This window comes from Acidimicrobiales bacterium (assembly GCA_033344915.1).
Classification (GTDB): domain Bacteria; phylum Actinomycetota; class Acidimicrobiia; order Acidimicrobiales; family Aldehydirespiratoraceae; genus JAJRXC01.
In genome coordinates this window covers 3700743-3722900 of the sequence record JAWPML010000001.1, presented here as the reverse complement: position 1 = coordinate 3722900, position 22158 = coordinate 3700743, and the positions used below count along the sequence as shown (strand labels likewise).

Below are 22158 nucleotides of genomic sequence, written 5' to 3'. Positions count from 1 at the left end.
CGGTCAACCCTCCAGGGCGGCGGCGAGCCGCTCCAACGTTGCCGTCATGGTCTCGCGGTTGCGGGCATCACGGTCCTCGATGCCCGAGATCCCCGCGCTCCCCGCTCGCAGCTCTTCGGGGATGAGGTTCTGGCTCTGCTCGGTGACGCGGCACCCGGCGTCGGTCGGCTCGATCACATAGCCCCAACTCGAGAAGTGGAAGCCGTTGAGGTCACAGTCGAAGAAGAATCGCTCGTTCTCGACCAACTCGACGATCGTCGCGTTGGTGCTCCACTCGGCGTCGCCCGCCTTGTTGTGACCGGTGAACGTCGCGCCGACGGCGGGCGCGTCGAATCCTTCGTTCCACTCGGCGGCGATCGTCTCGATGGACCATTCGCCCATACGGGTGATGTCGGTCAGGGCGGCGAACACGTCGGCCGGAGACGCGGCGATGTCGCGGGACACTTCGATGTCGGGAGTCATGGCGCGCACCCTAGACGCCCGATCGCCGGATCCGAAGTTCTATCGGCTGATACGATTCCGACATGGCCGTCGACGGATCCGCCCGGAAGCGGGGCTCCTACAAATCCTCGGAGCAGGTCCGCCGGCGCCTCCTCGAAGCCGCGATCATCGAGTTCGCGGATCACGGGTTCGAAGGGGCGAGCACCCGGGCGATCGCCAAACGCGCCGGCGCGCACCAGCCCCAGATCAACTATCACTTCGAGTCCAAGGACGCCCTGTGGCGAGCCGCCATGGACATGCTCCTGGAGGAGGTCGACGCGTTCATCACCCGTCCGGACGACGCCACCGACATCCGGTCCGCGATGGAGACCCTGATCCGGGGCTTGGTGCACTTCGCGGCCGCCCGCCCGGAGATGCACCGCATCATGATCAAGGAGGCGTCCAGCCCCGGCGAGCGGCTCACCTGGTTGGTCGACACCCACGTGCGGCCCCGCTACGACGCGTTCCGCGCCGGCTGGGACGCGCTCGTCGAGTCCGGTCACGCAGGCCCGGTCCCCCCGGAGCTCGCCTATCACCTGATCGTCGGCGCGGCCTCGTTGCTCCACGCCAACGCGCCGGAGGCGGAAGCGCTGATCGGGGTGCAGGCGAGCGACCCGGCGACCGTCGAGGCGCACGCCGACGCGATGGTGGGTCTGTTCATCCGCTGAGCAGCTCGCGCAGCAGCGTGACCAGTCGATCTCGTTCGGCCGGTCCGTGGGGCGCCTGCTCCACCAACGCGGCAGCGATGTCGTCGACCACGCCGCAGGCGTTGCGCACCAACTCCTCCCCCGCCGGCGTCAACGACGCGAGCGCGAGCCGCGCGTCGCGCTCGCCCCGCTGGGTCTCCACGAAGCCGAGCTTCTCGAGTGGTCGCAATGCCCGCGTGACGCCGGACGGCGACAGCGCGGTGACATCGGCGAGATCCACGCGGCTGGCCCGACCGCCAGGAGTGAGGGCGATCGCCCGCAGCAGTCGGTACTCCGCGAAGCTGATTCCGGCGATGTGGCTCAGGCCCCCCTCGAGGCGGGCGAGGAGGCGATCCCAGCTGTCCGCGATGGCGAGCACGAGAGCTTGATCGGGGGTCGTGTCGAGTTGCATGCAGGAGATGCTAGCCGCATTGCTTGCGATCTCACGGAGTATTCAGTGATTATTCACGGATCACACAGGCAAAGTGGGCCGAACGACCCAGCGTCGAGGGCCATAGGTCATGCGCACCCACTTCGCGCCGGCGGCTCAGATCGGGCGACCACGCGCCGAAGGCCCGATGATGGGATCGGACCATGCTCCTGACCCGCGGCCGCTGAGCCGACGGTCCATGCTGAAGACGGGCGCCGCCGCGTCCGCCGGAATCTGGGCTGCGCCGTCGATCCTGTCCCTCGACCGCGCCGCCGCCGCGGTCGGCAGCTGTGGCACCGCGCCCCGTCAGGTCGACTTCTCCCGGTTCAGCGGCAACCTGCCGACCAACTTCCTGTCCGACGACGGGTCCGTGTCGATCACGTTCACCCAGTACGACCCCTTCAACGTGCAGTCGTCGGCCTGGGACGGGGTCATCTACGCCGGGCTGATGAACGGGCTCGACAATCCGGTCGTCAACGGCATGTCCGGCGCAACCGGCGGCGACTTCGTCCGGTTCCGGTTCGACTTCTCCGTCCCGGTCTGCCCGAGCTTCTACATCGTCGACGTGGACCGAACCCAGGGCACGTCCAACGACTTCGAGGACACGGTCACCGTCTTCGGACGCAACGGCGGCGTGCGCATCGACCCCGCGTCCTTCGGACTCGGTGGGGCCCAGACCCAGCTCAACAGTCGCACCGTACGTGGCACCTCGCCGAGCGGCTCGGCGACCGGCAACGTTCTCGTCACGTTCGACGAACCGATCACCCGGTTGGTCATCCGCCACCGCGACGATTCATCGCTCAGTGGCTTCCAGTGGATCGGCATCCACGACTTCCACTGGTGCTGATCGACGTCAGTCCGGCCCGCCACCGGTCATGGCGGACAGCACGTCGACCGACGAACCCGACTCCCGGAGCTGCTGTTGGGCCCGGTCGAGCCAGGCCGCCGTGGGCGCGGCGTCCATCATGCCGGTGATCCCGATGACGAATCCGAGGACGTAGATGCCGGCGTTGCCGGACACGATCACGCCGACGAACGCCATGAGGGCGACCGACTCGGCCAGCGCGATGCGCAGGAAGACCCCGCGAGCCGCAGCTCGTCGAACCTCCGCATCGGTGTTTCCGGCAACCGTTGGCAGGAACCGCGGTGCCACCACCTGGGTGGCCACGCCCACGACGATCACGACGGCTGCGACGATCCGGCCGTCGATCCCGCCGCCGTCGAGCGCTGACCGCAGGACGAACACGACGACACCGACGAGCACGAGCGCGGTGGTGAACGTCACCCAGAGTTGGCGCAGCAGGAGCAGCGAGTTCTTCGAGCGGCGAACGAGCCCGGAGCCGACCAGGGGGACGAGGCCGAGGATCCCGCCGACGATCGCCGGTCGCCAGCCCGGGTCGCGAGCGTCGGTCACTGCAGAGTGATTCCGGCCGCCGTCATCTCCTCGAGCGCGGCCTCCGTGGTCTCCGGGGCCACGCCGGCACAGTGGTCGAGCAGCACCGCCGTCTCGAATCCGGCCTCGACGGCATCGAGCGCCGTCGCCCGCACGCAGTGGTCGGTGGCGAGCCCGACCACGTCGACCGCATCGATGTCGCGGGCCCGCAGCCAGTCACCGAGTGACACCGACTCGTCGCCGGACGCGCCACCGTCGAAGCCCGTGTAGCTCGCCGTGCGCCGTCCCTTCAGGAACACTTCGTCGACCGCGATCGCCAGATCGGGATGGAAGGCCGCGCCGTCCGTCTCCGCGACACAGTGGACCGGCCAGGTGTCGACGAAGTTCGGGCCGACGTCCTCGGCGGCGAAGTGGGCGCCCGGATCGACGTGCCAGTCCTTCGTGGCGACCACGGCGTCGTAGCGGCCGCGGCCGCGGTCGGTGCCGACGAACTCCGTGATGGACCGGGCGACGTCGCCCCCGCCCTCGACGGCCAGGGAGCCGCCCTCGCAGAAATCGTTCTGCACGTCCACGACGATCAGCGCTCGACTCATGCGGGCGTACCTTCCTCTCGGGTCACAGCGGCGGACAACGGCTCCTCGACCCCCTGCCACACCGTCGGGATCGCCGGCGTCGTAGAGGGCCAGGGCGTGCGGTCCTCGGGGCGCAGGTGACCGCGTCGCTCGAAGCACCGGGCCCGCGCCTCGCGCGGGTCGGTCAGGTCCGCGACCACTTCGCCGTCGCGCACGAGCGGCACCTGGGGCGACATCGAGTCGTCGGGCAACTCGACGGGGAGCACCGACAGCACCTCGCTGCTGTAGCGCCCGTCGAAGTCGATCGTGCGGTGCACGTCCTTGCGTCCGCCCAGCGTGCGCTTGCCCGGTGACAGCTTGCCGACCGCGCGCAACGGCGACGCCGGATCGTCGTCGTCCGCGATCGAGACGAGCTTGTACACCATCTGGGCGGTCGGGTGACCGGAGCCGGTCACGAGACTCGTGCCGACCAGGTAGGCGTCGATCGGCGCCGATGCGGATTCGAGCTCGGCGACCTTGAACTCGTCGAGGTCACTCGACACAACGATGCGACAGTCGGTGGCGCCGAGCTCGTCGAGCAGGGCGCGCGCGGCCCGCGAATCCGCGAGAAGCTCGCCGGAGTCGATCCGCACGCCGCCGATGTCCGGGCCGACGGTGGCGACGGCGCGGCGGATGCCCTCCATCACGTCGAAGGTGTCGACCAGGTAGGTGCTGGCCACGCCGAGCGCGTCACGCTGGGCGGCGAAGGCGGCCTCTTCGGTGGGATGGGCGAGGACGAACGCGTGCGCCGTGGTGCCGCCGGTGGGGATCCCGTGACGGCGACCGGCCTCGAGGTTCGACGTGGTGTCGAACCCGCCGACGTGCGACGCCCGCGCCGCGGCGACGGCGGACTCCGGGTCCGTGCGTCGCGAGCCACCCTCGATCAGCAACCGTCCGCCGGCCGCGTCGGCCATCCGGGCGGCGGCGGAGGCGACCGCGCAGTCGTGGTTGAGCACCGACAGCATCACTGTCTCGAGTACGACACACTCGGCGAACGTGCCCGCAACCGTCAGCACCGGGCTGTAGGGGAAGAAGAGTTCGCCCTCGGCGTAGCCGACGATGTCACCGCGGAATCGGTAGGCCCGGAGCCAGTCGGTCATCGGCCCCTCGTCCACGACCCCGGCCGTCACGAGATGGGCGATCGTGTCGTCGTCGAACCGGAACCGGCCGACGGCGTCGAGCAGACGATCGATGCCACCGACGACGCCGTAGGCGCGGCCGGCCGGCAGACGTCGAGCGAACACCTCGAACACGGACCGCCGCTCCGCGACGCCGCTGCGCAGCGCCGAGGCGACCATCGTCAGCTCGTAGTGGTCGGTGAGCAGCGCGCTCGTGGGCCGGTCCATGCAGGGATCACGCTAGCGGGACGGGCCCGCCGGTCACGAGGCGGTCGCCGGGCGTCAACCGGTCTTCGCGAAGAGCCAGTCGAGCGCCAGGTCGGCGAACTCGGGCCGGAACAACGGGATGTGGCCGCCGCCCCCAATCGTCCAGAGTTCGACCGATGTGCCGGGCGCACATCCCTCCTCGTGGAACTGGACGGTCGTCTCCGCGTCCGGCACCGCATTCATGAGGTCGAGATCCGCCCGGGTGCCGGTCACAGCCAGGTCGCAACCGAGGAACTCACCGTGGCGGGCGAACATGTCCGGTGCACTGGGGAAGAAGACGTTGCCGTCGTACTCGATGGTCGTGTCCGCGTCGCCGTGGATCTGCAAGACGCTCACCGGGTCCGTCCGGGGCGCACAGTCGGCGGCGTCGAGGAAGCTCGACCCGGCCAGCGACGCGATGGCGGTGACGATCTCCGAGCGCTCACACGCCATCGTGTAGCTCATGAACCCGCCGTTCGAGTGACCCACGAGATAGACGCGCTCGTCGTCGACGTTGAACGTCGCCTTCGCCTCGTCGATCAGCTCGGTGAGGTAGCCGACATCGTCCACGCCACCGCCGCAGCAGGACGCCCCCGAGGCCCAGAAACGGTCGCCGTTGGCGTTCACGGTGCCGTCGGGATGCACGAGGATGAAGTCGCGCTCATCCACCTGCTGGGTGATGCCGAGATAGAAGGACTGGATCGCGCCGAAGGCCCCGAAACCGTGGAGCACGACCACCAGCGGATACTCCCGCGTGGGGTCGTAGTCGGTCGGCACGACGAACTCCGAGGGACGTTCGCTGTGGAGCGTCTCGGGGAGCGGGCACAACGACAGCGGGCAGAAGTCGCCGTCGACGACCACGTTCTCGATCGGCGGCGCGGTACGGCACGGCTGACCCCGCAGCGAGTCGCACGCGGGCAGCGGGGTCGGCGGCACGAGACCCTTGACCACCGGGAACGCGACGGAGGACTGATGGCCCTCACCCGTGCCGATGACATGGGTCGCCTCCGCGCCCGGACCGTCGAGCTCGAACTCCCAGCGGGCGGTGTCGCCACCCGGCGTGTTGACCGTGAGCCGGATCGACGAGCCGGCCCGGAACGCGTGGGCGAACGCCGGGATCTGGATGCGTCCGTAGGACCACACCCCCGGGGTGAGCGGGACGATGTTCTCCTCGCGGCCGTACTGGATCGGATGGAGTTCGGTCGAGCTGGGATCCTCGCGGCGGTACTGCCACTCGAGCAGCCCGGTCTGCACGCGGACCTCCTGCCCGTCGGGGCGGATCTCCGTGAGCAGTACTTCGAGCTCCGCGTTGTCACTGTCGGACCAGATCCAGAGATCGACCGAGGCCGTGCCCGCCATCACGAGGTCCTGCTCGAGCGGCGCGGTCTGGAACCGGGCGTTCTCGCCGGTCTCCTGCGGTGTCCACTCGACCACCGGGTTCTTCCAGATGTCGCCACCCACCCACCAACGGGTCTGGCTGACGGCCGGGTTCGGATGGATCGCGACCCCCGTGCCGGGGGCATCGGCACCCTTGTCGACGAGCGCGCCCTCGGCGAGGAAGTCGAGTCGGTACGCCTCGGTGCCGGTCGGCGGCCACTGCGTCGTCTCGTGCTCCCACGCGGCGATCGGGAGGTACGGGTCACCACCGGCACCGTTCTCCATGAGGATCCGGATCTCCGGCTCGCCCTCCCAGATCGCCTTCGCCTCGGCATGAGTCGCCACGCCGGCGAAGCGGTTCTCGGGCAACGGGATGCCACTCCCGAAAACGCCCGCGGTGTACACCGGGACCACGAGGCTCAGCGCCGGATCGTTGGCCGGCACCTCCTTCGAGATGTAGATGTCGAGGAACGCGGCCCACTCGGCCAGGATCTGCGGGCTGAACCCGTCGGCGTGCAGGCCGTTGTAGATGATCTGCTTGATCGACTCGGCCGAGTCGAAGTTGCCCAGCAGGTCGCCGAAGCTCGGCCCGGTCTGCTCGTCCTGGAACGCGGAGGCCATCAGCACCGCAGCCTCGATGTCAGGGGCCAAGCGACGGATGTCCAGCGGCCCTGCGACTTCGTCGGTGTAGTAGGGGTTGGCCCGCGCTTTGGCGGTGGCGTCGACGTTCTGCAGGCGGAGCTGCTGGTTGTCGTCGCACTCCGTGTCGCCCTCGTCGATGGCCCGCCGCACCCAACCGGTGCCGTAGGGCTCGGCGTTGCGGAGCACCTGGTCGGCCCACGACGTGGCGAAGCCGGTGTTGAGCATCCCGCCGGGCGAGAGGATGCCCGTGCCGGTGTCGCCGTAGACGCTCAGCGGGGTGATGGCGGCGAGGCTGGGCGGGTTGGACTGGGCGACGAACAACTGCGAGATGCCCGGGTACGACAGGCCCACCATGCCGACCTCGTTGTCCTTGACCCACGGCTGGGCGGCGACCGCCTCGATCACGTCGTAGCCGTCGAGGACCTGCATCGTCTCGAAGAAGTCGTAGGCGCCGCCCGAACACCCGGTGCCCCGCACGTTGACACCGACCGTGGCGTAGCCGAACAGCCCGGCGAGCTGGGACCCCGGCTGGGCCGGGGCCTTGCACAGGGTCGGGAAGGTGCCGCACAACGCGGACGCGTCGAGCCCACCGATCCCGGAGTACGGGTCGGACGGGTTGTAGCCGGAGTACTCGATGACGGTCGGGTACGGACCGTCCTCCACCGGCCCCGGAAGCACGACATAGGCCGACAGCGTCGTGCCGTCGCGGGTCTCGATGTAGGTGAAGCCCTCGTCGATCGACTGACCGTCGTAGAACGCCTGATCGGGCGTCGATCCGGCCGTCGCGCCGACCTCCACACTCCAGGCGACCGTGCCCCCCGTGGCTACGAGGTAGATGCCGGGCGTGAGCTCACGGAACATGGCGCTGCCCTGATCGTCGATCACCGAGGATCCGGCGAGCTCGATGCCGGCGATCGTGCCACCGTCGATCACCCAGCGCGCGAGCGCGACCGGGTCACCCGCCGTCGCGTCGGTGATGAAGATCTGCTCGAGACCGCCCCGTACGTCGAAGTTCGGTGCCTGAAGCCAGGGATCCGGGGCTCCGGCCGCCGCATCGTCGTTCTCCACGACCGGTAGGGCCGCGAGCATCGCCGCGACAAGGAACACCCCGAGAAACCACCGTCCACGCATCCCGATACCACTATCAGTGACCACCGTCGCCCGTCGAGACGAAACGCGGTGTCCGACCCGGCTCGTAGGCTCGCCCGATGACCGGACCGAGCCCGTTTCAGATCATGCACTCGATGTCCGCCGACCGCTCGGGTGTCGCCGACGCCTCGATCAACCGGGAGACCCGGCGCCGGGTCTACGGCTTCGCGCAGCCCTATCGCCGCCACATCGTGCTCTTCGTCGGCACGATCGTCGTGGCCACGTTCCTGGGCCTGCTCCCGCCCCTGCTGATCCGCAAGGTCTTCGACGTCGCGATCGTCGACGACAACGGGTCCTACCTCAACACCTTGTTCATCATCATGGTGATCGCCGCGGTCGGCGAGGCGGCGCTGTCCCTCGTCGAGCGCTGGCTCTCGTCGCGCATCGGTGAAGGGCTGATCTTCGATCTCCGGGTGCGTCTCTTCGACCATGTGCAACGGATGCCGCTCGCGTTCTTCACCCGCACCCAGACGGGAACGCTGATCAGCCGGCTCAACAACGACGTGATCGGGGCGCAACGGGCCTTCACCGGCACGCTGGGCACGGTCGTCGGCAACGTCATCACACTCGGCGGCACGCTCATCGCGATGCTGATCCTCGAGTGGCGGCTCACCCTCATCGCCATCGTGATCCTGCCGGTGTTCGTCCTCCCGGCGCGCCGGGTCGGCTCGAACCTCCAGGAGATCACCCGCGAAGGCATGAACGTCAATGCCTCGATGAACAACACGATGACCGAACGGTTCAACGTCGCCGGCGCCCTCCTCGTGAAGCTCTTCGGTCGCCACGACGCCGAGGCGGACGACTTCGCCGAGCGGGCCGGGCGGGTCCGCGACATCGGCGTGCGCAGCGCCATGTACAGCCGCGTGTTCGTGGTCGCGCTCACCCTCGTCGGCGCGATCGGCACCGCGATCGTCTACTGGCTGGGCGGCCACCTGGTGATCGACCGGGACATCACGGCGGGCACCCTCGTCGCCCTCGGCCTCTACACCGTGCGGATCTACATGCCGCTCACGAGCCTCTCGAACGCGCGGGTCGACATCATGACGGCGTTCGTCTCCTTCGAGCGCGTGTTCGAGGTGCTCGACGCACCGAACGCGGTCACCGACGCGCCCGATGCCGAACCGCTGGAGAACCCCCGCGGCGCGGTCCGCTTCGACGGCGTCACGTTCCGCTACCCCGATCCGGCAGAGGGCACGCCGGAGTCGCTCGGCGGCAACGAGTCCACCGCCTCGGTCGACGACGTGCTGCGCAACATCGACCTCACCATCGAGCCCGGCCAGATGGTCGCCATCGTCGGACCGTCCGGTGCGGGCAAGACCACCCTCACCTCGCTCGTCCCCCGCCTCTACGACGTCACCGAGGGCGCGATCCTCGTCGACGGTCGTGACGTCCGCTCGGTCACCCAGGACTCGTTGCGACGCGCCATCGGCGTGGTCAGCCAGGACCCGCACCTCTTCCACGACACGGTGCTGGCCAACCTCCGCTACGCCCGCCCCGGCGCGACGGACGACGAGATCCGCGCCGCGTGCACGGCCGCCCGGATCCACGAGGTGATCGACGCGCTCCCGGAGGGCTACGACACCATCGTCGGCGAGCGTGGGTACCGCCTGTCGGGCGGCGAGAAGCAGCGGCTCGCCATCGCCCGCATGCTGCTCAAGGACCCGGCCGTGGTCGTGCTCGACGAAGCGACAAGCCATCTCGACACCGAGAACGAATCACACGTGCAGGAGGCGCTCGCCCATGCGTTGCAGGGGCGGACGTCCCTCGTGATCGCCCATCGGCTCTCGACCATCACCGATGCGGACGTGATCGTCGTGCTCGACGACGGGCGCATCGTCGAGAAGGGCACCCACGACGAACTCCGCCACGGCGGCGGACTCTACGAGGAGCTCTACGAGACGCTGGTCCGGGCCGAGCGGGGCTGACCCGCTCAGCCCCGGACCTCGACCGGCTCGTCGAATGACGACGGGCCGATCACCGACACCCTGGAGGGGAATTGCGACATGCCGGTGATCGTCCCGTCGGCGACCGCGGCCGCACAGTCGGTGGTGACACCGACGACGACCGATCCGTCCACGAGGCGGCAGAACACGAGGTCGCCATCGCGGGCCGAGCCGAACGTGGCGACGACGGACACGGCGGCGAGCAGCACGACGAACGCCATCGCCGACAACTCGTAGCGGAGGCGGCGGGCCCAACTCATACGCACGGCTCCGTGCCGTAGTCCTCGTGGCCCCGACCGGGCTGACAGGCCCACTGCTGGTCGACCGACAGCAGATCGCGGCCGGCCTCGTCGAACGCGAACGTGTAGCGCACCGTGCCGACCGAGTCGTCCCGCAGATCCGTGATCTCGATGGTGCCGGCGGTGAGGTCCTCGCGGTAGGTCTCGCCCTGCCGGATGCTCTCGCTCACCCGCAGCGCCTCGCGCAGCCGGACGAAGCGCCGGTCCAGATCGTCGCCGGCCGTCCATGCGTTGAACGCCGCCACGGTGTCGGGGCGCACCGAGCCGTCGTCGGCGAACTCGATCGCCGCCGGCGCACGCCACACCGGCGACGAACCCCGGCAGCCGTTGCCCGGACGCCAGGCGTCGATGCTGCGGGGGTCGCCGACCTGTGACCGGTGGACGAGCTCGGGATCGGCCCGCGAGCCGACGTCGATCGTCCATTCCACCGAGCCGTCGCCCGGGTGGCGGAACGTGCCGCCGATCAGTTCGGCCGGGCCGAGCGCCGAGGCCGCGACACAGGAGAACCATCGGCCGACGAACTCGGTGTCCTCCGGGAGGATCTGGCGGGGAAGGTTCTGCGTGCAGCAGTCGGCATCGGCGGCAGGCACGAACCCACGATTCTCGTTGACCGCGTACGGCCGGGCGGAGGTGGACTCGTAGGTGGTCGAACCGAGGAACAGCTCGAGCCGCCCGTCGTCCTCGATGTCGTCGAGGAACCAGATCTCCGCCGTCGCCGCGGCCGGCCCGATCGCCCGCACCAGGCCGTCGCCCCAGCAGACGAGATCGTCACGGGGCGAGACGATGTCGTCACGTCCGTCGCCGTCGAGGTCGCCGACCACTGCGACGTTCAGCTCGACGATCGGGCAGGCCGGCGCCACGTCCGCGGGACGGGGTTCACAGCGATCCCGTCCGGGGAGGCCGTCGCTCGCCGGACCCGAGCTGCGCTCCGTCGCCCCCGCGACGAGCGCCGCTCCGACGATGTTGAACTCCGTGAGCTCCCACGAGATCGTGTCGCCCTGGTCCTCCCAGGTGCCGATCGCGAGCCGCTCCAGACCGGAGTCGGCGAACGCTTGGCAACCCCACCAGTCGTGGACGGGGCCGCCGGCCTGGGGCCCGAAGGGGAGCACGGTGTCGATCCGCACGACCTCGCCGCCGTCCATCGCCAGCACCTGCCAGATCGTCTCGGCGTCATCGAGCGGACCGACGATCTCGTCCGTGCCGTTGCCGTCGAGATCGTGCACGCCCGCCAGCCGGCGGAACCCGAGGTCGTAGACGACCGGGCGCGATCCCGCCGCGGTGCACACCTCCACCTCGGTGATGGTGTCGCCCAGGAAACGGGGGTGGACGGCGTCGAGCAGCCGGTCGTCATCGAAGGTGCCGAGCAGGTGGGCGGGCCGTTGACAGGCATCGGCGGACAGCGACGTCGGCGCGAGCCGGGCGACCTGGAGCTCGATGGTCTCGCCGGCCGGCACGGTCATGCCTTCGGGAAGGCTCATGGCCACGACCCGACCGAGCCGGTCGTCGCCGGGAGCCACGAAGAGCACGTCGAAGGTCGGGTCGAGGCCGAGTTCGGACAGCTCGGCGGCCGCCTCGTCCGCCGGGAGGTCGACGACGTCGGGCAGGACCACCTCGTCGAGCACGGTGGACGGCGTGTCGAGATCGACATCGGGACCCGCCGCGAACACGTCATCGGCGGGTGGGGACGAGCCGCCGAACGTCGCGAACAGACCGGCGCCGAGGGCGACGATCGCGAGCAGCCCGGCGGCCACCGCGGCCGGCCAACGCCGGGCGATGAACGGGAGGACGACCGCGCCCTGCCGTTCGGGATCGGGCCGCTCGAGCTCGTCGACGGTGAAGGGGTCGACCTGCTCGGCTCGGGCCTCGGCGAGCCGGCGCAGCTGTTCGGTCGGGTCGATCATGCGTTGGCCCCCAGCGAGGCACGAATGCTGTCGAGGCCACGAGCGACATGCGTGCTGACCGTGGACGGGGTGATGCCCATCGCGTCCGCGGCGTCGACCTGTGACCAACCACAGGCGGTGACGAGCCAGACGGCGGTCCTCTGGCTCGCCGGAAGCGAGGCGAGCGCGGGAACGAGCTCGGGCTCGACGTCCGGGATCGCGTTGTCGCCGTTCCACGGCAGGAACCCCTGCTTGCGGCGGCGGGTCTTCGACTGCGCCACGCGGTAGAGGTACCCGACCGGCCGCTCGACGTCGTCCATCTCGTCCCAGTGCTCCCACGCGTAGGCGAAGGCCTCGGCGAGCCCGTCATGGACCTGATCACGGGGCATGCACCCACTCAGTGCGCGTCGCAACACCGGCTCGACCTCCCTCACGAACTCGTCGAAATCGCCTGACATCTGCCTCTCAACCTTGCAGACCGGCGACCCGGTGGAACGCGCTACACGTGATGCAGGATTCTCGGATCTCGTCAGCCTGGCCGCCCCACCGTCACATTGGGACCACTTTTCGCGCAGGAAGTAGGGTTCGGCCCGTGAACGCAGCCGGGCCGGTCATCGAGGGAGAACCCGTCGATCTGACCTTCCTGTTCACGGACATCGAGGGCAGCACGGGCCTGTGGGAACGGCATCCGGCCGAGATGGTGGCCGTCATCGGCCGCCACGACGCCATCCTCGAGACGGCGATCGCCGATCACAAGGGCGTGCTCATCGGCAAGACCGGCGACGGCGTCGTCGGCGGGTTCGCCTCGGCCCACGACGCGCTGGCCGCCGCCGTCGAGTCGCAACGGGCGCTGCTCACCGAGCCCTGGGGTTCCATCGCGGAGCTACCCGTGCGCATGGGCATCCATTCGGGCCCCGTGTTCAAGCGGGGCGACGAGTACCACGGTCGCGGCGTCAACCTCGCGTCCCGGTTGCACGCGGCCGGCCATGGCGGTCAGATCCTCGTGTCCGATGTGGCCGCCGGGCTCCTCGCCGGTCAGGTGCCGGCGCCGCTCGCCCTGACCGATCTCGGCATGCATCGCCTGCGGGACTTCGCCGAGCCGATCCGCATCCACCAGGTCGGCGGTCCCGGGCTCCCCGCCGAGTTTCCCCGCCTGCGCTCGAAGGAGATGGGTCCCGCCCCCCTGCCCGCGCCGCCCTCCCGGCCGATCGGCCGCGACGACGAGATCGTGCAGCTCGGTCGCCTCATCGGTGAGCACCCCATGGTCACGGTGATCGGCTCGCCGGGTGTGGGGAAGTCCCGCCTCGCCATCGACGTCGCGAATCTCCGGCGCGACGGCTACGCGAACGGCGCTCGCCTGTGCCGGCTCGCCGGCGTCGGCGCCGACGACATCAGCGTCGCCATCGCGGCCGCGCTCGACGTCGAACCCCGCGCCGATGTCGACATCGTGACCGCCATCGTGGAGGCGACGAACAATCTCGAGGTGCTGCTCGTCGTCGACAACTGCGAACAGGACGCCGGCGTGGTCGCCCCGCTCCTCGACGAGGTCGTCGCCCGGTGCCGACGCATCACGATCCTGGCCACCCGGAACTCCCCGGTCGGCACCGCCGGCGAGACGGTCTTCCGCCTCGAACCGCTCGGGACGGGCCCGGACTCCCACGCCGACCAGCTCTTCCACCACTTCGCGGTCGCCGCCGGGGCGAGCGAGGAGACCCTTCGCGACCCGGCCATCACGGAGCTCTGCGAGAAGTTGGACGGCCTGCCGATGGCGATCGAGTTGGCCGCCGCCGCGTCCGTCACCCAGACGCCGAGCGAGGTCCTGGGGTCGATGCGCGCCGTCGATGCCGGTGACCTTCCCGTGGTCTCACTCGACGAGACGGTGTCGTGGAGCATCGACGCGCTCCCCGCGGACCATCGGCGCATGCTCTTCGCCGCGTCCGTGTTCGTGGGCGGGTTCACCGCCGACGCGATCGCCGAGCTGACCGGCGCCGACGGCCGGGCCACGGTGCAGCCGATCCTCGTGCGGCTCTGCGACCAGTCGTTGATCCGCACCGAGCACACGGCCAACACCACGCGCTTCCAGATCCTGGAGCCGATCCGTCTCCACCTGCGGTCCCGGCTCGATGGGGACCAGGCCGATCAGCTGCTCGACGCCCATGCCGCGCTGATGACACGACTCGCCCTCACGGGCGGCAAGGCGAAGCGGGGCAAGGAGGAGAAGCTCTGGGCCCGCCGGCTCGATGCCGACCTCGACAACCTGCGCGCCGCGTTCTCCCGAGCGGAGGCCAACGGCGACCACGACGCGACCCTCGCGATCGCCGAGGCCCTGTGGGACTTCGGGTTCATGGGTCTCAACTACGAGGTCTTCGACTGGGCCGAGGCCGCGTCGCGGATGGCGCCACCGGACCACCCCCTCCTCGCGTCCGTGGCCGGCATCGTGTCCCTCGGTGCGTGGGCGCGTGACGACGGCGCGAAAGGCGCCGAATTCGCGGAAATGGCCCTCGCCGCGGAGACCCGCTCGGGCGTCGGCCACACCCTCCCGGTCCGCCTCGCGATCCTGAACTCCGCGGTCTACGCCGAGACCCGCCATCCGATCGATCGCGTGTTCGACGAACTCGTCGAGGCGTCGAAGGCCACCGGCGAGCCCTACTGGGTCGCGAACACGATGGTGCTCTCGTCGCTCGCGCAGAGCATGGCCGGGGTCACCGACGAGGCCCGCAGCAGTGCGGCCGGCGCGCTCAAGCTGGCCCGCAAGGCCGACAACGCCTCGTCGATCGCCTGGTCGCTCTTCGCGCTCGGCACGGCGGCGGAGCAGCTCGACCACGAGTACGCGGCGTCCTGTCTGACCGAGGCGATCACCGTCGCGCGGGCCGTCGACAACCGCTGGGTGATGGCGATGTCGCAGTCGAGTCTCGCCTCGACCCGTCGACGCGCGGGTGACACCGCCGATGCCGCGACCCAGCTGTGCGAACTGCTCGACCTGTGGATGCGGGTCGGACACAAGTCCCACGCCTGGCACGCGATCCGACTCGGCGCCCTCGTCCTCGGTGAAGCCGGCGACACGGATGCGATGCTCCTGCTCGACCGGGCCGCCGCCGCGGCCGATTTCGTGATGCCGCTGCTGAACGACGAGCGCCACGAACTCGCCGATCGCATCGCCGCCGCCCTCGATGCCGCCGGCCCGGAGGAGGCCGAACGGCTCGAGCTCCGCGCCCTGCTGATGGATCTCCCCGACGCCGTGGCCTTCGCCGCCCGCCGGCTCGAGACCCTCGTCTGAACGGGCCCGCGTCCGAGCCGGTCAGGCGGGGAAGAGCGACTCGACCTCGGCGTCGGTCAGCTCACCGAGCGGTCGGCGCACACCGTTGATGGTCACCGAGATCTGCCGGGCCTCGCTCGTGTCGGCGAAGTCGCGGAGCTTGGCGATCACGTTCTTCATCGCCGCCGCGGTGGTGCCGGCGAACGACGCGACCGTGTCGGTGAACGCGCTCTCGTAGCCGTCGTCGGGCATGTCGGCGAAGGTGAGCTCGCCGAGGTCGAAACCGGCGAGCGCGTCTTCGAGCGACGATCCGTCCGCCGCCGACAGGTTGATGGTGATCTCCGGTGCGGCCATCAGGCGCTCCTCTCCTTGCGGAATCGGCGGGCCGGCCGCCGCCTGGTCGACATCGCCTCCGGCAACGGGCGCTGGCGATAGGGCGGCTCGTCCTTGTAGACGACCGCGTAGTACTGGAGGAAGGCGTCGCCGAAGCTCTCCAGCGAGCGGCGCATCATCCAGCGGTACATCCCGTTCATCCGCATCCGCTTGCTGACCTCGGCACTGCCTTCGATCATGCGCTCGAGGAATCCCCGCGGTGGCACCCCGACCACGTCGCAGACCTCGTCACCGAGACCGACCCGCATGAACGCACGGGGCAGCTTCTCCATCGGACCGATGAACCAGCCGTCGAACATCGCGAGCAGCTCCGCGGTCAGCTTCTGCCCCGGGATGCTCGGCTTGCGATGACGGTGGTTGATCACGCCGAGCACGTAGCGGCCCTCTTCGAATGTGAGGTCGCGGCTCGGGTCGATCCGGCTCGTGAGGTGCTCCTCGGGCACGCCCATGAGCACGCCGATGACGTTCCATGCATGCATGAACGCGTCGGCGTTCTCGGGGTCGAAGCCGATGCCGACCCGGTCCATCACGTCGATCGTGATCGCGTTGAACGTGAGCGCCGTGCCGAGCACGTCCTCCTGGTTGATCGGACGGCCCCACGACGTGTTCCAGGCGCGGTCGGCCGGGTGCTCGGGATCGTGGCGGATCCGCTGACTGCCGTTCTCGATCATGTGTCGAACGGAGGCGTGGAGCAGCCGCACCCCCGAGATCGAGCGCCAGCCGTCACTGTCGGGATCGAGGAAGTCCGTCGTCATGACGTCCTCGAGATAGCGGGCGGTCTCCCAGATGCGCCGCTCCACATTGTTGGTGAGACCGGACACGAGGCCGAGCACCTGGGCGCCGTCGGCCGCGCTGTAGCTCGCCGGCAGGGAGCCGAAGGCCAGCGAGCTCTGGATCGCCGGTCGCCAGTTGTCGTAGAACTCGCGCGCCTTCTTCAGCTTCTCCGGGTCCGTCCAGGACGGCGGCTCCGGCGGGCGGGCGAGGTATTCACGCAGGGACTCGTAGTCGTTGGCCCGAGGGAGCGCCTTCATCACGTGGGTGAAGTGGCGATCCTCGCGCGGCGTCCCCTCTTCGAGGAAGAACCGGTAGACGACCTCGTCGACCGCCGGGTCGCACTCCTGGCGCATGTCCGTGAGGGAGCGCTCCAGCTCGCGCACCTGTTCCTCGGACCACGGGGCGCCGGCATCCACCGGGAAGTACTCGTTCGCCTCGTACCCGCCGTCGCCGTCGCGCAACGCGTTGGCCCGGTCGATCTCGGCGGCCTCGGCCATGATCGTCTCGTACTGGCCATCGGTGTACGGCATGATCCCGACGAGCCCCTGGCGCTGACGCGACCGGAAGAGCGACGAGATGAACCGCATCCGGTCGTTGAAGTCGTTCCAGCGACGGGCGCCCTCGGCATCGTCGTCGCGATCGGCGTCGTCGAGCTGCTCGACGAGGGCGACCAGCTCCGGATCGGTGAGCTCCGCGAGCGGGCCCTCGTAGAGCGCGCTCATGCCCTTCTTCGGGGGAAGGTCGCGACCGACGCGCACCACCTCGTCGTCCATGTGCACGACGAACACGTACTCCGTGATCATCCGGATCATGCCCCGCTCCATGGGCCCGCGGACGAAGGGGACGAACCGCAGCGGGGACCATTTGATGAAGCGGCGGGGGTTGTCGCCGAGCGACAGGTCGAGCCATCCCTGGAGCTGGCTCTGCTCGTGGTACCCCATGAGCAGGTTGCCGTGCAGGATCAGCTCGGCCTTGCGCTTGTCGTCATCGGTGTGCATCGCCTCGAGGTACTTCTCGCACCCCTCGATGAGCCCCTCGCGGTGCTCCACCGGCCACAGCTTCCCGGGCGGCTTCGGGAGATCACGGACCCGCTGGGTGAACCCGGTCCACGCCTCCTTCTCCTGCTCGGAGGACATCGCGGCCAGGTCGGCGAAGGTGTCCATGAAGTCGGCCCACACCATCGCGATCTCGAAGAACACGCCACGGTTGCCCGCGGCGATGCTCCGGTTGACCACCCGCTGCTTGCCGTAGGACCCGCCGAGGATCTTCGCCGTGGTCTTCTGGCGATAGTTGCGGAACGGGATCTTGGCCGTCAGCTTCGTGAGGCCCAGGCTGTCGTTCGTGTCGCGGATCGTCTCGCCCACGGTGAACGACGGCCACACCGCGAGGCAGCACCAGTTGGCGTCCTCGTCGCCGAGCAACTCGGCCATCCGGTTGGACAGATCGACGTAGCAGATCGTCACCAGATAGTTCCGCAAGGCATCCGACATCGGTTCCCACACGATGTTGTTGATCCGCTCGGTCGTGATCTCGCGACTGCTGAGTTGCGTCATGGCTTGCTCCCTCTCATGGGGATGTCACGAGCCCGCCCGCTCGATGTCCTCGGTCAGTTGGTGCCACGAGCGGTGCTCGCGCATCAGGCTCTGTTCGACGGCCTCGACGAGGCCGTCCGTCGACATTCCCGACGCCCACACGCGGCGGTAGCGCTCGAGGTCGGCGACGGTGCGTTCGTAGTGGGCGGCGAGTCGTTCGTGGCCGAGCGACGCGCTGGCCGCGCCGATGGCGGTGGCCGCACCGGCCACGACGGCGCTCGCGATCGCCGCCTGGGGCACGTCCACCGCGGCGCCTTCGTTGAACTCGGCGAGCAGGCCGATGCCGCCGAGCAGCGGGATCGCCACCGTCAGGCCGGTCTGGACCCCGTCGAGACGATCGGCCCATGTGCGCAACCCCTCGGCCTTGTCGCGCATCCAGTCGATCTGGCCACTGAGGCGGAGGCGGCCGTACAGCGCGGCCCGGTCCTCCCCGAGCTCGGTGCCGGGCGCGACGTTCACGGGGCGGGCGACATCGGTCGTGCCTCCGGCCGAGACGACGTCGATGCGAGCGGTCAGCGACAGGCGCCGCTCACCCGACGGCGCGTCGACGTCCGCGGCCGCGAGCTCGCGGAAGTAGAGGGACCGCAGCTCCTCGGCGATGCGGCGCTGCTCGGTCCACCGTCGGAACACGCGCTCGCGCCGGGCGTTGATCGCCGCGGCGGACACCGCACCGGCGAGGATCACCGCGATCTGGGCGCCGATCCGGAATCCGTGGTTGGGCACGACCTGGAGCACCGAGGCCAGGGCGGCGACCGCGGTGCCGATGAGGGCGAGCCGCCGGCTGCGGTCCAGCTTCGACTGGGCGGCGACCGCCTTCGCGTCGGCGTCCTCGTAGGCCGGCGCCACGACCGCTTCGAGATCGTCGATCAGGGCGGCCAGATCCGGATGATCGGTGCGGATCGCCGCCACGTGGTCCGCCGAGCCGAGGGGAGAGCTGCTCATCCGTCGATGCCGCTCGGGGTCGGCGGCTCCTCGGCCATGCGTTTGCGGATCGCCTCGATGGTCATGCCCTCGTTGGCCTCGTAGGTGCCGCTGCCGTCGATCTTCTGCATCTCCGACAGGCCCTTGTGGTGCACACCGACGAGCTGCCACTCGAGGTCGAACACCGGGCTGCCGGAGCTGCCCTTCTCGGTCGGGGCCGTGTAGTGCAGACGCACGAAATCGGTGTCCACATAGTCGTTGCCCCGGATCGAGAACTTCAGCTCGGCACCGCCGGGATGGCCGATGACGTAGACGTAGGCGCCGGGAAGGGCGAGCGGCACCCTCGGCGCGACGGCGAGGGGCTTCATTGTCGCCAACGCCGGATCGTCGGAGAGCATCACGCACACGTCGAGCTCCTCCTTCACGGAGAACCAGACCGCACGGAGACCGCCGACCGTGATCGGCTCGCCGTCCGGACCGAGCTCGAACTCCAGCGTGACCTGCGAGACGTGCTTGCCGGGGCCGTCGACGCCCGGCTTCGCGACGACGTGTTCGTTGGTGACGAGCGCCAACCGGCCCGCGAGATCCGGGTGGAGCTCGGCGCCGTCGATCACGAACGCGGTGCCGATCCCGCCCCCGCCGTAGCTGACCTTCGCGACGGACCGGGCCCGGTCTGCGCCGGCGGCATAGATCTTCAGGGGTACCGGATGTTCGTCGCCGAAGATCTTCTCGTACTCACCGGTCGAGGCCGGGAGCACGATCGACACACCCTCACCCGGATCGATCTCGCCCGAGCCGAGCTTCGCGAGCGTCCCCTCGGCCATGCGGAGCATCGCCGGGTCGTCCGCGGCCAGGCCGTAGAGATCACGGAGCTGGCGCTGGAGACTGCCCGAGACCTGGGGCGAGAAGCCGTCGTGCGCCATGAGCGTGTCGATCGCGTCGGACGCGTCACCGTCGGCGGCTCCCGCACCCGCAATCAACTCGACTTCGGTGGCCCAGCTCCAGACGTCGCGTTCCTCCTGGCCGCGGGCGAGGGTCAGCAGTTCGTCGGCGCTGGGCGGGCTGTCGGCCGGACGCTCGGCGTGGTGGCGGAGGGCGACGATGTTCACGCCGTGCCACAACGGGTCGAATCCCAGGTCGTAGCCGCTCTGGTAGGCGGCGAACGAGGCGTCGAGGGCGTCGGTGCTCCCGGTCTCGAGGTAGGCGTCCTTCTTCACCCGGCCGATGAGCCCGAGCAGTTCGCTGCGTTCCTCGAGCTCGATCGACTCGTCGAGCACGAGGTCGGCCGCGACCCGAGCGGCCGCGTGCTTGGCCCCGCTCTCCATGAGGCCCTGGAGGAGCAGGCGTTGGATGCGCAGGGTCGACACCGGCGAGGCGCTCACGGCATCGGTGAGCCGCACCAACGTCGTCCAGTCCTTCGCCGCGTAGAACTCCTCGGCCAGGGCTTCGACATCGGCGATGTCGACAAGTGGGCCAACCGAGGTCGCGAGCATCGTGATGGTCTCGGCGAGGTCGTCCGCGCCGTCGGCGGCGGCCTGGCGCACCTCGCCCATCAGATGTTCGGCCAGCTTCGAGACCACGAACCCGCCCCCCACGAACGTCGTTGTGCTCCATGCTGACACATGCCAGCGGGGCACGAACTGTGGCGTATGCCACGTCGACCCGCAAGATGCGCCGCATCGAGGGCCGGAATGTGCGAATCAGTCGCGGGTCGACGGCCTACCCTGGTGGCGTGGCCCTCGAACCCCCGGCGGATCACCAGTCCGTCCTGATCCGTGTCACCGGCCCGGACCATCCCGGCGTGACCGCTGGATTGATGTCCGTGCTCGCCGACGCCGGCGCTCAGGTGCAGGACATCGAGCAGATCGTGATCCGGGGCCAGCTGACGCTCGGTGTCGCCGTCGCCGTCCCCGAGGGCCGGGACCTCCTGCGCGACGTCCTCCTGTTCGGCTGGGACCAGGGCATGGAGGTGGACTTCGACGTCGTCTCGTCCATCCCGACCCCCACGAGCCGGGGCCACGTCGTCACCCTTCTCGGCCCGGAGCTGACCCCCGGCGAGCTCGGGGCGGCCACCACCGCGATCGCCGACGCCGGGGCCAACATCCAACGCATCATCCGCCTGTCGCGCTACCCGGTCATGAGCTACGAGCTGCTGGTCCGCGACGGCGACGACACCAAGCTGCGCGCGAATCTGCTCCACACGGCCGCGGTCAACCCCGGCGTCGACATCGCGATCCAGCGCGAAGGACTCGGCCGGCGGGCCAAGCGTCTCGTGGTGCTCGATGTGGACTCCACGCTCATCCAGGACGAGGTGATCGAGCTGCTCGCGGCCGAGGCCGGGTGCCTCGATGAGGTGCGCAAGATCACCCAGGACGCGATGGAGGGCGGGATCGACTTCGAGTCGTCGCTGCGCATGCGGGTCCGCCTCCTCGGTGGGCTCGACGAGGGCGCGATCGATCGGGCGTGGGCGAACCTCCGCTTCACCCCGGGGGCCCGCACGTTCGTGCGCACGCTGCGCCGGCTCGGCTTCGAGATCGCGATCGTCAGTGGCGGGTTCACCGCGTTCACCGACCGGATCGCGGCGGACCTGGGCATTCCCCATGCGCACGCCAACGAGCTCGAGATCGTGGACGGCGCATTGACCGGCGAGCTCGTCGGCGAGATCGTCGACCGGCGCCGCAAGGCAACGATCCTGACCGAGATCGCCGCGGAGAAGCACGTCCCCCTCTCCCAGACGGTGGCGGTGGGCGACGGGGCCAACGACCTCGACATGCTGAACGTCGCCGGACTCGGCATCGCCTTCAACGCGAAGCCGATCGTCGAGGACGCGGCGGACACCTCGCTGAGCGTCCCCTACCTCGACGCGATCCTCTTCGTGCTCGGCATCCGCCGTGAGGACGTCGAAGCCGCGGACGAACTCGACGGGATCGACTGACACCCGGGCGGCCGCCTGATCGGGCTGTCAGCG

18 protein-coding genes are annotated in these 22158 nt (G+C 69.6%); 5 read left to right on the top strand and 13 right to left on the bottom strand.

Annotation, left to right across the window (positions count from 1 at the left end; translation table 11 throughout):
• Positions 1-3: 3 nt before the first annotated feature.
• The gene (locus R8F63_17960) at positions 4-462 is read right to left on the bottom strand and encodes an SRPBCC family protein (GenBank protein MDW3220498.1); all 459 of its coding nucleotides are present in this window, start codon (positions 460-462) and stop codon (positions 4-6) included.
• Between the two features lie 62 nt (positions 463-524).
• On the opposite strand from R8F63_17960, the gene R8F63_17955 reads away from it, so the two are divergent.
• Positions 525-1148 carry a TetR family transcriptional regulator gene (locus R8F63_17955; GenBank protein ID MDW3220497.1) on the top strand — a complete coding sequence of 208 codons (624 nt, stop codon included), beginning with the start codon at positions 525-527 and terminating at the stop codon, positions 1146-1148.
• Here the strand turns inward: R8F63_17955 and R8F63_17950 are convergent.
• Complete coding sequence (locus tag R8F63_17950) at positions 1138-1578, bottom strand: MarR family transcriptional regulator (GenBank protein MDW3220496.1); 441 nt, start codon at positions 1576-1578, stop codon at positions 1138-1140. The two genes, R8F63_17955 and R8F63_17950, sit on opposite strands and share 11 nt — an antisense overlap.
• A gap of 217 nt (positions 1579-1795) precedes the next feature.
• Here R8F63_17950 and R8F63_17945 point away from each other — a divergent pair, with 217 nt between their 5' ends.
• Positions 1796-2443 (top strand): hypothetical protein, encoded by a 648-nt coding sequence (locus R8F63_17945; protein ID MDW3220495.1) that lies wholly within the window; start codon positions 1796-1798, stop codon positions 2441-2443.
• Positions 2444-2449: 6 nt separating this feature from the next.
• Here the strand turns inward: R8F63_17945 and R8F63_17940 are convergent, their stop codons facing one another.
• Genes R8F63_17940 through R8F63_17925 form a run of 4 tightly spaced genes read right to left on the bottom strand, consistent with a single transcriptional unit; the run spans position 2450 to position 8114 of the window.
• Complete coding sequence (locus R8F63_17940) at positions 2450-3010, bottom strand: hypothetical protein (protein MDW3220494.1); 561 nt, start codon at positions 3008-3010, stop codon at positions 2450-2452.
• Positions 3007-3582 (bottom strand): isochorismatase family protein, encoded by a 576-nt coding sequence (locus R8F63_17935; GenBank protein MDW3220493.1) that lies wholly within the window; start codon positions 3580-3582, stop codon positions 3007-3009. The genes R8F63_17940 and R8F63_17935 overlap by 4 nt, the downstream gene beginning before the upstream one ends.
• Positions 3579-4946 carry a nicotinate phosphoribosyltransferase gene (locus R8F63_17930; protein MDW3220492.1) on the bottom strand — a complete coding sequence of 456 codons (1368 nt, stop codon included), beginning with the start codon at positions 4944-4946 and terminating at the stop codon, positions 3579-3581. The genes R8F63_17935 and R8F63_17930 overlap by 4 nt, the downstream gene beginning before the upstream one ends.
• A 54-nt stretch (positions 4947-5000) precedes the next feature.
• On the bottom strand, positions 5001-8114 hold the full coding sequence (locus tag R8F63_17925) for a CocE/NonD family hydrolase (protein ID MDW3220491.1): 3114 nt from the start codon (positions 8112-8114) through the stop codon (positions 5001-5003).
• A gap of 77 nt (positions 8115-8191) precedes the next feature.
• On the opposite strand from R8F63_17925, the gene R8F63_17920 reads away from it, so the two are divergent.
• Complete coding sequence (locus R8F63_17920) at positions 8192-10057, top strand: ABC transporter ATP-binding protein (GenBank protein MDW3220490.1); 1866 nt, start codon at positions 8192-8194, stop codon at positions 10055-10057.
• 5 nt (positions 10058-10062) lie between these two features.
• Here the strand turns inward: R8F63_17920 and R8F63_17915 are convergent, their stop codons facing one another.
• From R8F63_17915 to R8F63_17905, 3 genes are read right to left on the bottom strand one after another with little or no spacing between them, the layout of a single operon-like run.
• Positions 10063-10335, bottom strand: coding sequence for a hypothetical protein (locus tag R8F63_17915; GenBank protein ID MDW3220489.1), 273 nt, complete (start codon positions 10333-10335; stop codon positions 10063-10065).
• Complete coding sequence (locus R8F63_17910; protein ID MDW3220488.1) at positions 10332-12275, bottom strand: PASTA domain-containing protein; 1944 nt, start codon at positions 12273-12275, stop codon at positions 10332-10334. Before R8F63_17910 ends, R8F63_17915 begins: the two co-directional genes overlap by 4 nt.
• A complete protein-coding gene (locus R8F63_17905; protein ID MDW3220487.1) occupies positions 12272-12643 on the bottom strand; it encodes a sigma-70 family RNA polymerase sigma factor in 372 nt (123 codons plus the stop codon). The genes R8F63_17910 and R8F63_17905 overlap by 4 nt, the downstream gene beginning before the upstream one ends.
• A gap of 203 nt (positions 12644-12846) precedes the next feature.
• On the opposite strand from R8F63_17905, the gene R8F63_17900 reads away from it, so the two are divergent.
• Complete coding sequence (locus R8F63_17900; GenBank protein MDW3220486.1) at positions 12847-15531, top strand: adenylate/guanylate cyclase domain-containing protein; 2685 nt, start codon at positions 12847-12849, stop codon at positions 15529-15531.
• A 21-nt stretch (positions 15532-15552) separates the two neighbouring features.
• On the opposite strand, the gene R8F63_17895 is transcribed toward R8F63_17900, so the two are convergent.
• Genes R8F63_17895 through R8F63_17880 form a run of 4 tightly spaced genes read right to left on the bottom strand, consistent with a single transcriptional unit; the run spans position 15553 to position 20827 of the window.
• Complete coding sequence (locus R8F63_17895; protein MDW3220485.1) at positions 15553-15864, bottom strand: hypothetical protein; 312 nt, start codon at positions 15862-15864, stop codon at positions 15553-15555.
• A complete protein-coding gene (locus R8F63_17890; GenBank protein MDW3220484.1) occupies positions 15864-18230 on the bottom strand; it encodes an oxygenase MpaB family protein in 2367 nt (788 codons plus the stop codon). Before R8F63_17890 ends, R8F63_17895 begins: the two co-directional genes overlap by 1 nt.
• 24 nt (positions 18231-18254) lie before the next feature.
• The gene (locus R8F63_17885) at positions 18255-19211 is read right to left on the bottom strand and encodes an SLATT domain-containing protein (protein ID MDW3220483.1); all 957 of its coding nucleotides are present in this window, start codon (positions 19209-19211) and stop codon (positions 18255-18257) included.
• Entirely contained in the window at positions 19208-20827 is a 1620-nt protein-coding gene (locus R8F63_17880; protein MDW3220482.1) for a serine protease, read from the bottom strand. Before R8F63_17880 ends, R8F63_17885 begins: the two co-directional genes overlap by 4 nt.
• Positions 20828-20922: 95 nt before the next feature.
• Between R8F63_17880 and serB the strand changes: the two genes are divergently transcribed.
• Entirely contained in the window at positions 20923-22125 is a 1203-nt protein-coding gene (serB, locus tag R8F63_17875) for a phosphoserine phosphatase SerB (protein ID MDW3220481.1), read from the top strand.
• Positions 22126-22158 lie beyond the last annotated feature (33 nt).